Annotated in this window: 12 protein-coding genes; 7 read left to right on the top strand and 5 right to left on the bottom strand. The window is 47.9% G+C overall.

All coding sequences use genetic code 11. From position 1 onward, the window contains the following. Nucleotides 1-20 precede the first annotated feature (20 nt). On the bottom strand, nucleotides 21-905 hold the full coding sequence (gene lgt, locus NDA03_RS21615; RefSeq protein WP_190666815.1) for a prolipoprotein diacylglyceryl transferase: 885 nt from the start codon (nucleotides 903-905) through the stop codon (nucleotides 21-23). 402 nt (nucleotides 906-1,307) lie between these two features. Here lgt and NDA03_RS21610 point away from each other — a divergent pair, with 402 nt between their 5' ends. Together NDA03_RS21610 and rlmN are read left to right on the top strand one after the other, a co-directional pair. Further along, on the top strand, nucleotides 1,308-4,217 hold the full coding sequence (locus tag NDA03_RS21610; RefSeq protein ID WP_348239088.1) for an ATP-binding protein: 2,910 nt from the start codon (nucleotides 1,308-1,310) through the stop codon (nucleotides 4,215-4,217). A 28-nt stretch (nucleotides 4,218-4,245) separates the two neighbouring features. After that, nucleotides 4,246-5,373 (top strand): 23S rRNA (adenine(2503)-C(2))-methyltransferase RlmN, encoded by a 1,128-nt coding sequence (gene rlmN, locus NDA03_RS21605; protein WP_348239087.1) that lies wholly within the window; start codon nucleotides 4,246-4,248, stop codon nucleotides 5,371-5,373. Between the two features lie 31 nt (nucleotides 5,374-5,404). Here the strand turns inward: rlmN and NDA03_RS21600 are convergent, their stop codons facing one another. Next, complete coding sequence (locus tag NDA03_RS21600) at nucleotides 5,405-5,587, bottom strand: replication restart DNA helicase PriA (RefSeq protein ID WP_190414604.1); 183 nt, start codon at nucleotides 5,585-5,587, stop codon at nucleotides 5,405-5,407. Nucleotides 5,588-6,279: 692 nt separating this feature from the next. After that, a complete protein-coding gene (locus NDA03_RS21595; RefSeq protein ID WP_348239086.1) occupies nucleotides 6,280-8,616 on the bottom strand; it encodes a glycoside hydrolase family 31 protein in 2,337 nt (778 codons plus the stop codon). A 449-nt stretch (nucleotides 8,617-9,065) separates the two neighbouring features. Here NDA03_RS21595 and NDA03_RS21590 point away from each other — a divergent pair, with 449 nt between their 5' ends. The 5 genes from NDA03_RS21590 to NDA03_RS21570 all read left to right on the top strand — a co-directional run bounded on the left by NDA03_RS21590 (nucleotide 9,066) and on the right by NDA03_RS21570 (nucleotide 12,391). Next, a complete protein-coding gene (locus NDA03_RS21590) occupies nucleotides 9,066-9,902 on the top strand; it encodes a dienelactone hydrolase family protein (protein ID WP_348239103.1) in 837 nt (278 codons plus the stop codon). Nucleotides 9,903-10,207: 305 nt separating this feature from the next. Continuing rightward, nucleotides 10,208-10,690: a flavin reductase family protein gene (locus NDA03_RS21585; RefSeq protein ID WP_190435219.1), complete on the top strand. Its 483-nt coding sequence runs from the start codon at nucleotides 10,208-10,210 to the stop codon at nucleotides 10,688-10,690. Nucleotides 10,691-10,806: 116 nt separating this feature from the next. Next, nucleotides 10,807-11,160, top strand: coding sequence for a phenylpyruvate tautomerase MIF-related protein (locus tag NDA03_RS21580; protein WP_348239085.1), 354 nt, complete (start codon nucleotides 10,807-10,809; stop codon nucleotides 11,158-11,160). A gap of 559 nt (nucleotides 11,161-11,719) precedes the next feature. Further along, entirely contained in the window at nucleotides 11,720-11,911 is a 192-nt protein-coding gene (locus tag NDA03_RS21575; RefSeq protein ID WP_348239084.1) for a hypothetical protein, read from the top strand. A 135-nt stretch (nucleotides 11,912-12,046) separates the two neighbouring features. Then, entirely contained in the window at nucleotides 12,047-12,391 is a 345-nt protein-coding gene (locus tag NDA03_RS21570) for a hypothetical protein (RefSeq protein ID WP_190821434.1), read from the top strand. A 215-nt stretch (nucleotides 12,392-12,606) separates the two neighbouring features. Here NDA03_RS21570 and NDA03_RS21565 read toward each other — a convergent pair whose 3' ends face one another. Together NDA03_RS21565 and NDA03_RS21560 are read right to left on the bottom strand one after the other, a co-directional pair. Then, nucleotides 12,607-13,797: a pentapeptide repeat-containing protein gene (locus NDA03_RS21565; protein ID WP_348239083.1), complete on the bottom strand. Its 1,191-nt coding sequence runs from the start codon at nucleotides 13,795-13,797 to the stop codon at nucleotides 12,607-12,609. Nucleotides 13,798-13,801: 4 nt separating this feature from the next. Next, complete coding sequence (locus tag NDA03_RS21560; RefSeq protein ID WP_348239082.1) at nucleotides 13,802-14,758, bottom strand: type II secretion system F family protein; 957 nt, start codon at nucleotides 14,756-14,758, stop codon at nucleotides 13,802-13,804. Nucleotides 14,759-14,765: the final 7 nt, after the last annotated feature.

Here is a 14,765-nt window from a genome sequence, read left to right as displayed (position 1 = left end):
CCCCCGTGAAATGGGATGATTCATCGTTGGGCATTCTCGCTGGAAGCATTCTCATGACTAGAGGCTGACACGACATCTGGCAGAGAACGACGCAACAAATAAACCCAAGCCAGACCCGCCAATCCCAACGCCATTCCCAGCAAACTGATCGCTTGTGCCATTCGCAACGGCCCCAGCATCAAGCTATCGGTGCGTAACCCCTCAATCCAAACGCGACCGGCGCTATAAGCCACCATGTAAACCAAAAACAGCGTACCTGCCTTGAGACGTGGTCTCTTCAAATCCCGAAAAAACAAGGTCATCAGCAACCCAAACACCATTAAATTCCAAAGAGATTCATAGAGAAAGGTGGGATGGAAGTAGGCAAAATTTTGGTAATCGGGCGGACGGTTCTCGACCGGAATCAACAGTTTCCAAGGCAAATCGGTAGGTGCCCCGAAGGCTTCAGAATTGAAGAAATTGCCCCAACGCCCGATGGCTTGACCCAAAATGACAGAGGGCGCGACTAAATCGGCAAGTTGCCAAAAAGAGATTTTTTGGATTCGGGCAAAAATCAAAGCTGCCAAAGTGCCACCGATGATCGCCCCATGAATGGCAATGCCTCCTTTCCAGATGGCAATGATGTCACCCGGTCTTTGGGCGTATTGTTCCCACTCAAACAAAACATAGTAGAGTCGGGCACTGGGAATCGCCGCTACAACTAGCCAGAGTGCGAAATCGCCCGGTATATCTGGGTTGATGTGACGGCGGGACGCCAGATATCGAGAAAGGGTGACGCCAATTAATACGGCTGAGGCAATTAATAGACCGTACCAGCGAATGGTAAACGGTCCCAGCTCAATGAGGATTGGGCCTGGAGAGGTAAATTCAAATGCCAAAGGCAGAGAGGAAATATCAAGAAGCATCGGCTTTGATTGAGTTCCAGCGTAGCCCGGACAAGACTCGCTGCTAGCACTTCATAGTTTATCGAATGCTTGATTCAAGTCTTGCATAGCAGCAGCTAGATCGCGATCGCTCACACGCCTCTAGCCAATTCTCAGTCCCCTGGTCTCAGTTCCCTGGAAATCTGGACACGCTGACACCCCTTTCAAAGGGCAATCAACATTCAATCAATCAAATTACTGCTGACCCTTGCAAAAATTGTCAAATTGTGCCAGCAAACAAGTTTCACGATCGCAAGCAGCAAGATTAAGACAAATAGCGGTAGCGAGTACCGATCCGATAGATAGATATTGATATTGCAACTGTACTTATATACGACCGTGATGGCAGCATTCGCGGAACCATCACGCTGAGATCGAACAGAGATGACTGAAGACCGAATTACTCAAAATCCTATCGTTAAAAATCGTAATCTGCGCCTAAATCAGCGTTCATCTATGCACCTGCCGCGCAGCCTGAGTGCCTTAGAAACTTGGGGTTTTGGGTTCACAGGTCATCTAGCCTGGATTGGCACAGCCCCGCTAATTCATGCAGCATTAGGCTCATCTGCCATCTTTGTGTGGTTGCCCGCAGCGATTGTGGGGATGCTGCTGAACCTGCAAGTGAAACGCTTAGGGGAACACTGGCCTGAAATATCGGGAGGAACTCCAAATTACACGACTAAGTTACTCAAAAACTATCCCGGTCTAGCTCGTTATGCGGCGATCGCGTACTTCATCGGCTGGGCAGGATATCTGCCAATCAACCCAATTATCCTCACGAATCTCATCAAGACTAATCTAGAACCTTTAGGGATTGATTGTCCGGAAACGGCTCTGAAAGTTGGATTCACGCTGATTGCTTATATTGTCGCGTTCAGCGGCACGCGAGCTTTAGCAATCTTGCACACGTTTTTCATTCTTCCAGCAGTCGGATTCTTATTGGTGTTTTGTCTTCAAGGTCTAGGATGGTTAGCCTTCTCGCCCGCGAGTCCCGGATTTTTTCCTAGCACCTGGTCAACCTTAAACTTTGTGGATTGGGCAAAGTGGTCTTTTTTCGCAATCTACATTGCCTACGCCTGCGAGACAGCCTCCGCATTTGTCGCCGACAGCCGACGCCCTGGAGAAACGCTGCGATTTCTCAGCTTGGCAGCTTGGCTAATGCCGCCGGTCATTCTGGGCGGTTCTTGGGTACTCATGCGCTTGGCAACTGTACCAGACTTGGGCGAAGACACGTTCTTGAACTTTTTCACAGCAGCAAAGCCCTTCTGGGGCGAGTCAGCTTCCTTAATCGTGACCCTCCTGATCGTCTCTAGCTGCCTTCTCGCTTGCGCGACTGCGGTTTCTAATTCTCCCCGCATTTTGTACCAACTTGCCCTAGACGGACACCTTTCACCCGTCTTCGCGGTCGTCTCCCGGCAAGGCGTTCTGCAACCTGCCCTAATATTTTCCCTTGGCATCAGCTTGATCTATTTGCTTTGGGGAGATATTTCTCGAATTGTGGTAGTAACGGGTACTGGCTATCTTGTCGCCATTATGTCAATCCAGCTGGGCTTGTGGTTGCAGCGAGGCAAACCCGAAGTGCGCTGGCCTTGGTGGTCGCTGGGCTTCTTCGCCCTTGAGGCGGTTGTTCTGGTAGTGGGGGGTTTAAGTTGGAGCTGGCAAGATGTGCTAGTTGGGCTGCTGTCTCCGATCGCTGTTTTGGCTTGTGATGCAGCGATTCGTCGGATCGCATTTGAGCCTTTCCACCCAGCCTGGTGGATTGAGCGTTACCGGGTGAAAAGCTTTCAGGCCAAAGATTTTGTTGCCTTTCAGGTGATCGTCCTGATTCTATTGGTTTGTAGTGCGACGGCGATCGCCTGGGTGCTTCGGAACGGGATTGGGCAGATTTCTGGGAATGCCAGTAACAATCTTTTAGTCATTTTGCTGATGACGCTCGCTTTTGTAGCGATCGCAGTTGCCTGCTGGACTAGCTTGCCTCAAGTGGCTGCGATCGCTGAAGCACGGGAACACGCGGAAAATCTTTTTATCACTGCCCTAGACACGGTTCCGGATACCATTCTCGTTTTGGATGAGAGCGGCGCGATTCGTCAAGCCAACCCAGCCGCTGTTGCCCTTTTCGAGATGGACGCTCATCAGCTGATTGGGCGTCGCCTCAACGATTTCCTCTCTGGGTTAGCTGGGTCGCCTGAGATTTGGCAAAGTCGCAGCGAACAGACATTCCGGCAGGATGAAACAAGCTTACGCACGATTGAGGTGACGCTTTCCCACCGCTCAAATCGCCAACTTCAAGAATATATTGTCATCCTACGCGACATCACGGAGCGCAAGCTCTCAGAAGAAACATTGCAGCAATCGGAAGAGACTGCTAGAAAGCAAGCGATCGCTCTAGAACAAACCCTGCGAGACCTCCGGCAAACCCAAGCTCAATTGATTCAAACTGAGAAAATGTCTAGCCTCGGTCAACTCGTTGCGGGTGTTGCCCATGAGATTAATAACCCTGTCAACTTCATCTACGGAAATCTGACCCATGTGGGTAACTACACTCAGGATCTTCTCGGTTTAGTTAACTTTTACCAGCAGGGTTATTCCTACACTGATCCAAACATTCAAGGCTTGGTTGAAGAGATTGATCTTGATTTTCTAATTGAGGATTTGCCGAAAACTTTGTCTTCGATGAAAGTAGGGGCAAACCGCATTCGGGAGATTGTTCTGACTTTGCGTAACTTTTCTCGGTTAGATGAAGCCGAGATGAAACCTGTCAACATTCATGAGGGAATCGATAGTACCCTCGTGATTTTGCACAATCGCCTCAAGCATAAACCAGAGTTTCCGCCGATTCAGGTTATCAAGCAATATGGCAACTTGCCGCTGGTGGAATGTTATGCCGGACAAATGAATCAGGTATTTATGAATATCTTGAATAATTCGATTGATGCTTTGCAGGAGCAAGATAAAGCGCGAAGCTCAGAAGAAATTAAAAAGAAACCCAGCACTTTAACAATTTCTACCCAACTTTTAGACAAGAATTGGGTGAGAATCGGGATTAAAGATAATGGGCCGGGGATGAGTGCAAGTGTCCTAGGGCAACTGTTTGACCCGTTCTTTACAACAAAACCAGTCGGTCAAGGCACTGGACTGGGTTTATCGATTAGCTATCAAATTGTTGTAGAAAAGCATGGCGGAAAGATGAAGTGTCTATCTCGACCTGGGGAAGGTGCAGAGTTTCAAATTGAGATTCCGATCGGGCAAACTTATAAAGTGAACCCCAGCGTCGATCGAGAGGTTCTAGGATAGAGATCCTAGCGAAAACTTTTGATTATTTATGTCTGCTACGTCCCGCTCTCAGGTTCAGTCTTCTACAGACAGTCAGCATCAAAATCAGTTTGATGAAACTGCTCCCGTTGCTAAACAGGGGGTAACGAATAAAAACCCAGCCAGAACGATTCCTCCTCTTTTAGGGGCAAATTTAGCTGAATTAACCCAATGGGTGCTTGCTCAAGGACAACCGGCTTATCGGGGACAGCAACTGCATCAGTGGATTTATGAAAAAGGAGCGCGATCGCTTTCTGAAATTACTGTATTTTCTAAGCAGTGGCGCGACCAAGTAGCAGATGTCCCCATTGGACGCTCTACGATACATCATCGTTCTGTCGCTCCAGATGACACGGTGAAGTATCTGCTGCGGTTGGCAGATGGTCAAATTATCGAAACAGTCGGCATTCCCACAGAAAAGCGCCTCACGGTGTGCGTGTCTTCACAAGTGGGTTGTCCGATGGCTTGCGACTTCTGCGCTACGGGGAAGGGCGGTTTTACCCGCAATCTCGCACGTCATGAAATCGTCGATCAGGTGTTAACGGTTCAGGAAGACTTCAAGCGACGAGTCAGCCATATTGTATTTATGGGGATGGGCGAACCTTTACTGAATACGGTAAATGTTCTGGGAGCGCTGGAGATACTAAATAAAGATGTGGGAATCGGACAGCGTTCGATGACACTCTCCACCGTGGGAGTACGCGATCGCATCCTCGATTTAGCGAAACATCACTTGCAAATCACCCTCGCAGTTAGCCTCCACGCACCCAATCAGGCACTTCGGGAAAAACTTATCCCTACGGCTCAGCGATATCCCCTGGAAGATTTGTTAGCAGAATGTCGGGAATATGTTCAATTAACAGGTCGCAGATTGACATTTGAATACGTCCTGCTTGCGGGTGTGAACGATCTTCCCCAACACGCGAATGAACTTGCATCCCGCCTGCGGGGATTCCAAACTCACGTCAATTTAATTCCCTACAATCCTATCCACGATGCTGACTATCAGCGTCCGGATTCTACTCGGATTCAAGCTTTTGTAGCAGCTCTGAAAAAACAGCATATTGCTGTTAGCGTTCGCTACTCTCGTGGTTTAGAAGCCAATGCTGCTTGCGGACAACTTCGAGCTTCTAAATAATTCAGTAAAAGCAATTCTTTGAGGATTGCTTCTACAGACGACTTGCATCAAGACCGGGTGCGTATGCTTCGATTACTCTCCCGGTTCGAGAACAAGTCACCATCAAGTAGTCACAAGTACGGCATTGTGTCCGCGTTAGCTGGCTGCTAGAAATGTAATGCCGTTCACCCGGACTGCCACAGTTAGGACAGCGAATTGCTTGGACGAGCTGCATTGTTAAAGTTTTCATGTCAGTAAGTTTTTTAAAACAAGAGAATTGCTAGATTTGACCCCGATACCATCCGGTAAAAGTGTAGCTAAAGTAACAATTTAGCTACATGCAATGAGTGAAAAATCAATTTACCTTTCTAGACTATTATGGCAACCTTTTTGATAATTATCCATAATCAATTGAATGATTTATATGAATCATTCTTTAGGAATATGAGTCTATCTAGCTTTGATCCCCATTGTGAACTTATGCAAATGCGGGAGGTTTGCACAGGCATTTAACATCGTTTAGACATTTCTGACGTGTTGATTTTGTAAAGTTGGGCAGTTCTTTAGTAATAATTTATAGAAGTTCTCAACATCTATCAGAATTAAATTTACAGCTAAAATAAAATTCTCTGGTTAAACTTTATGTGGATTTAAGGTTTAATAAAATTCTGGCATCTGTCTATAGAGATATTTCTTTTTTACAAAATAGGGTTGAGCGAGAAGATTGCAGATAGGGGCATCAGCGATCGCTCTGATGGAAAGTAAAGGATGCCAAAAAAAGCGATTCACCCTCAAGAGCAAATCGCTGACCGTTAAGGATTGAAATTAAATCTGGTTGATCGCGCCTCCCATTAGAAGCACCTCCTCACTCCGGCTCCCCTCTCCGTGAAGGTCGAGGGTCTGGGGGTGAGGTTCTATCAAGCCAATTTAAAAAGTCAGTTGACGCGCCGTACTATCGTCAACAAAACGCTGTTCGCCAACACCCACTAGCTGCACGATAGTTTCGCGGCTGGGTGGCGTCCAATTGCCCTCTCGCGCTGGAATTTCAACCACCGTTTGTTGCCCTTGGGAATCAACGCGGTAAGTTGTAGTGGCAAAAGTACCCGTTTGATATTCAAACGTATGCCCATCATCTTCATAGAGCCTAAACTCGCCCTCTCCAGGCCAGATGCGGAGAGTGAGTTCGTCAATGAGACGCTCATCCGTGTATTGCATCACAGGCTGCATGGGGATAATCGCTCCCGCACGCACATATAGCGGCATTCGCTCTAACGGTGCATGAGCTAAGATATGCGTCGCGCCTTCGTAACGTTCTCCTGTCCACCAGTCGTACCAAGTGCCTTCGGGAAGATACACTGCGCGGTATTCCACCCCTGGGCGATAGATAGGTGCTGCCATTAGGGAAGAACCGAGCAATACTTGGTCGTAGAGTTTATAGGTTTTCGGGTCGTTGGGGAAATGATAGAGTAAAGGACGTAAAATCGGTGCGCCAGTAGTTGCAGCTTCCCAAAAAAGTGTGTAGATATAGGGCAATAGCTGGTAGCGGAGATTAATATATTCGCGGCAGATGGCTTCAACGCGATCGCCAAAAACCCAAGGTTCGTGTCTTGCCGTACTCATTGCCGAGTGACCGCGCATCAACGGGTAAAGCATTCCCACTTGCATCCACCGGGCAAATAATTCCGCCGTAGCGTTGCCAGCAAAACCGCCAATATCGGAACCGACAAACGCCACACCGGATAGCCCCATATTGCAGAGCATCGGCAGGGACATCTCCAGATACTCCCACAGCGATTGATTATCGCCCATCCACACCGACGACCAACGCTGAATTCCGGCAAAACCGGAGCGTGTCAGCACAAACGATCGCTCTGTAGAACGCAGCCGCTTCAGCCCTTCGCAAGCCGATTGAGCCATTGATTGCCCATACAGGTTGTGCGTTTCGGCATGGGTGGTGCGTTCTTCTGGCGAACCTTGGGGCGCATCTAGGGGGAAGGATATTTTATTTCCCGGATCGCCAAAGGGGCGATCGTCTATCGCCGGTTCGTTCATATCGTTCCAGATACCCGCAACGCCGACTTCAGTTAGGCTTTTGTGCAAGTCGCCCCACCACTGGCGCACTTCCGGACGCAGAAAATCGGGAAATACCGCTTTATCAGGCCAAACGTAGCCGTGGAATAGCTCACCCTCTGCCTTACGGATAAAATAGTCATTTTCTATCCCTTGGTCGAAGACGTGGTAATCGGCTTCCGGCTCGTACTTGACGCCTGGATCGATAATTGTTACCGTCTTGAAGCCATCCTGCGCCAAGTCATTGACCAATTGGGCAGGATCGGGGAACCGTTTGGGACTCCAGGTAAACACCCGGTAGCCCTTCATGTAGTCAATATCGAGATGAATCACATCGCAAGGGATGCGACGGTTGCGGAATTCCTGGGCAAGTTCTCGCACCACCTCCTCAGATTCGTAACTCCAACGGCATTGGTGATAACCAAGCGACCATTTCGGCGGAAGTTGCATCCGACCTGTTAGCTGGGTGTAGGTGCTAAGAATTTGCGCCGGTTCGGGACCGTAAATGATGTAATAATCCAGTTCATCGCCCCGCGTTTCCATCCGATAGACGCCCGGTTGTTCCGCACCAATGTCGAACTGGCTCCAAAAAGTAGTGTTAAAGAAGATACCGTAGGCGAGTTCTGGACGCAGCGCTATAAAAAATGGAATCGCCTGGTACATTTCATCGGTAAATGAACTGTAATCCAAAGCGTCAACTGTCCAATTCGTTTGAACTTCGCTGAGTTTGTCGAGTAGCTTGGTGCGTTCGCCAAAACCGTAGAAATGTTCATCGGCTTCGATGCGCTTCCAGGCAGCGATCGCACCCATGCGTCCAGCCATTCCCATTCCAGTATCATGCGCGAAGGGTCGTCCACTTTTATCAAAACACTCGATCCGGCACCCTTGGCGGTGGATGTACACCCGCATCTGCTCGGTTTCAATTTCTACTGCTGCGTCAGTCTCCCGAACTTGGAAGGGGACGACTGACCATTCTGCATCATCCAAGGTCACTGCCCACGAACGACGCGGCATCAATTCCCCATTCGGTGCCCAGCGCACTCGGACTAAGTTCGGTGCCAGGATGCTAATTGCAAGGCGCGAATTCTCACAATCGCCGTAGATTCCTCGATCGTGGCGTTCTATGGTTTTTAGCGTTCCAATTGTTGACCAAGATGTCCCTGTCGTAGGCAGTTTTCCAAAATATTGCGGCATCACCCCTCCCGGTAAACTGTGAATTTGAGTAGAAGCGATTGATGTGTCCCTACAGCTAGCGATCGCTAATGAGCAAAATGCTTTTACTCACCTCGATCCAGCTTGTAACAGTTGATCGGCTGCGGCTTCTTCCAGGGGGAAGGTTTTGCTGCGGAGAAGCAGGGCTTTGAGAAGTCCGTTTAACATAGATCAGGACTTACGCTCTCGTTATGGAAAAACGAACCGCCAAGGACGCCAAGGACGCGAAGGAATAAGAGTTTTAGAGAGTTATTGCGTAAGTCCTCATAGGTGTCAGCATCAATTCAAAGCGTATGGGATATGATTGCGCGATCGCGTTAGCGAAGCGAGGCGTTAGCCTAGCGCTGAAGGCTGCTGCCGAGAACATCGGCAGTTATCCCCGCCCAACTGATGCACAATCTAGACTTGAAGAAGTTTTTTGGAGAAAACTGCTGATGAAATTCACGCGCCGCGAATTTATCATGGCCTCTACGCTGGCGGCAGGGTTTGCCGTAGCAGTTCGCCCCATTTCTGCCCAAGTCATCACTACCGATAAGAAAGGCTTGGTGGCGGGTGAAGTGAAGATACCCGTAGAAGATGGAGCCATCCCCGCTTATCGGGCGATGCCTGCCAGGGGTAAGAATTTCCCCGTCGTGCTAGTTGTGCAGGAAATCTTTGGCGTCCACGAACATTTGCAAGATATCTGTCGCCGCTTTGCAAAACTAGGTTATTTAGCGATCGCGCCGGAACTCTATGCGCGTCAAGGCGATGTTTCCCGGATGAGCGATATTCAAGAAATTATCACCAAAGTAGTTTCTAAAGTCCCCGATGCCCAAGTCATGTCAGATTTGGATGCAACGGTTGCTTGGGCAGCCAAGTCTAGTAAGGGAAACACCGATAAACTGGGAATTACAGGCTTTTGTTGGGGTGGGCGAATCGTTTGGCTGTATGCGGCACATAATCCTACGCTAAACGCTGGCGTTGCCTGGTACGGGCGCTTAGTAGGCGAGTCTTTGCCCCTCATTCCCAAATATCCTCTCGACCTAGTTGATCAGCTGAAAGCGCCCGTACTGGGACTCTACGGCGGCAGCGATACCGGCATTCCGAACGAAACAGTCGAGAAGATGCAAGAGGCGCTGAAAGCAACAGACAATGCTTCGGAAATTATCCTTTATCCGGACACCCCCCACGGTTTTTTTGCCGACTACCGCCCCAGCTACCGCAAAGAGGAAGCAGAAGACGGCTGGAAACGCCTACAAGCTTGGTTTAAGAAGTACGGGGTTGCTTAAGAAGCGATCGCTCATTCTGCGCTTCGGTTGCTTTTAAGTCTACTTAAGCCCTGGCGATTGGAAATCGCGGCTATACAAACGAAGTCCGCCTTCGCGGACTAAGGAAAAATCATTCTTGAACCTGCGTTAGCGAAGCGTGCCGAAGGCTAGGCAGGTTTTGTCTGTATAGCTGCGGTTTCAACCACCAAATCTTAATTTGAAACCGCTGTGCAATGTCATGCCCCTATGGAACTATCTCCAGATTGATGTTTCTTCCCAAGACATTGATAAACTAAGCGATGTATCAGTAGCTGTCAGGTAAAACTTTGCTAGACGAACAAGCCAAAAAAACTATTCTGCGTAAGATTCCTCACGGACTCTATATCTGCGGTGTCAAAGATGGCGAAGAAGTTAACGGCTTCACATCCAGCTGGGTGATGCAAGGCTCGTTTAAGCCACCGCTGGTTGTGAATTGCGTTAAGCAGGATTCTAAATCCCACGCCATGATCAAAGCCAGTGGCGTTTTTGCGCTTAGTTTCCTGGATGAGGGACAGCAAGACTTAGCGGAAAAATTCTTCAAGCCGCAGCGCCGCGTCGGTAATAAATTTGAAGATGTGGAATTTTATCTAGGACAAGAAACCGGCTGTCCCATCATCTCCGATTCCCTTGGTTATGTGGAGTGTAAGGTTGTCGGTGCTGTGGAACACGGCGATCATACGGTTTATGTCGGGGAAGCGATCGCTGCTGGCGTCCACCGGGAGGGTAAACCGCTTTTACTCGAAAATACCCCTTGGCAATATGGTGGGTAATTGGTAATTGGTAATTGGTAATTGGTAATTGGTTAGTAGCAAAGGACTAATAACGAATGACTAATAACGATTACCCATTACCTAATCCCTTTTAAAAGGAATTAGAGTAAAAGATTATGCCGCTAATCAAAGTTCAAACTTCTGTTGATTCTCCCGATCGGGGTACTGTTGAGGGTCTGCTGAAAAGTCTTTCTGCTAAATTAGCGAAGCATACAGGCAAACCGGAATCTTATGTGATGACAGCTTTTGAGCCGAGTGTGGCGATGACATTTGGCGGAACTCTCGATCCCGTCTGCTACGTCGAAATTAAAAGTGTCGGTAGCATGAGTCCGTCGCAAACAAAGGCAATGAGCCAAGATTTTTGCCAGCAAATTAATGAAAAACTTGGTGTATCTACAAACCGGATTTACATTGAGTTTGCTGATGCGAAGGGTTCAATGTGGGGTTGGGATGGATCAACATTTGGTTGATTAAATCCTACTTGATAGTGCCCGCACCTAGAAGGCTGAGGCTACACAAATAAAGTCCGCCTGTGTGGGCTAAGAAATTGGAAATATTGGGGTTTGTAATTAGGTGCAGTACATTGTGACCTCTTCCCAACCTTTCTTCTACAAGGAAAGGGGCTTTTCTGATTGCTTTTTAGGGTAGGGGATTAGGTTCTGTATTTGATTCAAATGACAAGCATTATAGAACCCATTTGAGATCTATTCCTGAAACTAAAAGCCTTGCAGCTAGCTGGTTTTATCCCGGTTCTTACAAAAAACAGTCGAGTTTAAGCAGGCTCTATCATTGATCGCAAAGTAACGGCTTACTTCAAAGCCTTGCACCCCAGCAAAAGATGTCAAATGGGTTCTAAGCCTCTCTATCCCTGCATTATCCTCTTGTGTATGCATGGTCAGCTTATCCCTGCCTTGTCCTCTTGTACATAAATACTTTAGACCCTCTTGTATAGGCATAGCAAAGCTTATCTCTGTACTACCCTCTTGTGCTGGGATGCTGTTTAGGCGATCGCTTCCTGACCCCTTGAAAATGACCTACAAGCATTTGACCTTGGTGTTCCTGCCTACCCCTTCCCGTGGCTCTCGTAGGTTGCTAGAACAGAATCCGGAAACTTCAAGAGCGTCTCCTCTCTATCAGGTTTCTGCGATGCGATCTCTTATAGCAGCAACGCTTCGCGATCGCTTTCAGCCTCTACTCATCCCTACTCAATCTTCCAATTAGGCGTTAAACCCGAAGTAACTTGGCTATACATTTGCAAGACCGATGCAGAAATACGTCCTGAGAGTTTTGCGATCGCCCATAGCGCTCTTGTAAAATCATTTTCAATTGTTGAGAATTCGCAAGAGAAAAAAGTTTATGGCAGATATGTCCGGTCAAGACCCCTCGGAAATCATCATGGCAACGGTTGATGAAGAACGAAAAGGCGTAACTTTCAGCGGTCAGGTCATCCTTGGTATACATCCTGAGGGTGGGCAAGTCGTTTTATTTAGCGACTTTTTAATTGAAGATTATAAAGGCGAACTTACCGCTTATCTGGCAACAGATGGCGATATAAAGAAAAGCATTGATTTAGGCGAACTCGATCATAAAAACCCCAGTTTTTGGCTGCCAATTCCGCCGGAAACGGATACATCACCCTACAATACAGTCGTGTTGAGCGACAAAAAAAGCAAGAAAAAAATCCTGACGATCGATCTATAAAATTTGTAACTTAGCTCGTAGTTCAGCTAAATTCGATTGCCCTCTTGTATAGAACCCATTTGACATCTTTTGCTGGGGTGCAAGGCTTTGAAGTAAGCCGTTACTTTGCGATCAATGATAGAGCCTGCTTAAACTCGACTGTTTTTTGCAAGAACCGGGATAAAACCAGCTAGCTGCAAGGCTTTTAGTTTCAGGAATTAGATCTAAAATGGGTTCTATATTGGGGCGATCGCATCCGTCTTTCCCCCAGCTTGCGTCCAATGTGCAGGTCTTTCCACATTGTCCGGCAATACAGTTTTGCTATCTCCAAATGCTCTTTCGATTTGCTCGTATTCTAGGTTTTCGGCTGACCTGAGGTATACTCCTCGCAGGTTGGCTTCATCTAAGTCTGCCCCTTGCAGGTTGGTCTCACTCAAGTTTGCCTCTTGCAGATTAGCGTTATTGAGGTATGTCTCTTGTAGGTTAGCTCCCCTGAGAGCTGCCTCTTGCAGGTTAGCTCCCGTGAGAGCTGCCCGTTGTAGGTTAGCGTTAGACAGGTATGCCTCTTGCAGGTTAGCTCCAATGAGGTCTGCCCCTTGCAAGTTACCTCCAAAAAGGTCTGCCCCTTGCAAGTTAGCTCGCCTGAGGTCTGCCCCTTGCAAGTTAGCTCCAAAAAGGTTTGCCCCTTGTAGGTTAGCTCCAAAAAGGTTTGCCCCTTGTAGGTTAGCTGCACTGAGGTCTGCTCCATCAAGGTTGGTATGTTGTAAATTTAGCCGTTGATTTTCTGGGTCTTCATCTACGTCGCGCCGTCCGATAACTGTAAGTGCAGCTTGAATATCCGTAGGGATTTTTGGTAATTGCTCCTGCTGTATCTGTTCCTCCTTCAAAGGAGCCTTCTCTCGCACAAAAGCTGTTAGCACCTCCATAATTGTCCAATGGTCTTTTTCGGAATCGTTAGCAATTCGTTCTAGAGCATAAATTCCCCCTAAACGGATAGAGATATTATCAGAACCAAGCTGTTCAACTGCTTTAGTAAAGCGTTCTGTGATTTGCTTATCTTGTGCCGCTTCTGCATTTTTTAGAGCAGCTTTAGCATTATCTAGAGCTGCATCAGCGCTTTTATTGGCAGCGTTCGCGCTATCATCCATCGCTTTAGCTCGCTTCGCTGCGTAGAAAACGTTAAAGAGGATTGCGGCTCCTCCAAAGGTGGTCGCAACAACTTTTAATCCTTCAATAACAGAGTTGACGCCCTGCCTTTTAAGCTCAATAAACTCCTTTGTAGTCAGGATTTTAGAAGAATTCTTAAAGTGCTCAATGGGGACTACATCAATTTGCCATAAAACCCGGAAAACTATCACTCCTATGCCAATAAATATAAATGGCAGAATTATAAGCCATTTTTTTAATCCCTCTGTTTCATCACGCATAAAGTTATCCTGGCAAAGAGTTTATTAGCGAATTAATTGCTCGAATTGCCACTAAAAGCACTAAACCTCCAATCGCTAATAGACTCAAAGGACGCAAGATTCCCTCCAACTGTCTCAAACGTTTCTCTAAGTCGCTTTGGTAATATTGCTCCAATTTTCGCAGCGCCGCATCTAGATTGCCGGTTTCTTCGCCAGTGCGAATATATTGGATTGCAAGTGGCGGTAACTTGGTTTGCAGGCTTTCGGTGAGGCTTCTACCGAGACGAATTTGCCGAGCAGCTTTTGCTACGTGGGTTGCCATCTGAGGATCGGGGATGCGATCGCGCAACAATTCCAGCGCGGCGAGAATTGGCACCCCGCAACTTAAAGGCAATGACAGCTCGGTAAAGTAAAGGAGCGATCGCGCTTGCATGACTTTATCCAAACCGGGAAGTTGCGCCGCCAACCGCTGTAAACCGCGTCCGGGAAAGCGAGAATTTAGGACAGTTACCCCAACCAAAAGCAATGCCAATCCGAAACTACACAACCAGAAACCAGGATGGGAGAGCTTTTGAGGATTTCGCTTGAAAAGTGCGGCGGCGAGTACCAAGAGACTCCAAATCAGAGCGATCGCGGCGATTCCCACCGAACGATAGAGGCGTTCTCGTTTGACTTTGGCTTCCGCCGCCGTTGCCAATCTCTCAAACGTCGCTGCTAGCGATCCGCTGTATTCTGCTAACCGAATAAGGCTAATCGTCCAACCATCAAAATATCGAGCGTCTAGTGTCAAAGCAGAAGCCAAATCTTGCCCAGAATCCACCGCTACACTGACTGTTTGCAGATAGCGCCCGAAGGGAGAATTGCGATCGCGCTCAACCAAATTTAAGCTTTGCTGTACTGAAATGCCAGAATTCAGCAAAGTGGCGAACTGCTGAAAAAATTGAGCCTTTTCCTGGTTTTTCAACTTAATGTGTAGATTCACTAATCGG

Origin of the sequence: Trichocoleus sp. Lan (assembly GCF_039961855.1) — a bacterium.
Classification (GTDB): domain Bacteria; phylum Cyanobacteriota; class Cyanobacteriia; order Cyanobacteriales; family FACHB-T130; genus FACHB-T130.
Note: the sequence above shows the minus strand (reverse complement) of the source record. Positions and strands in the feature narration are given on the sequence as shown.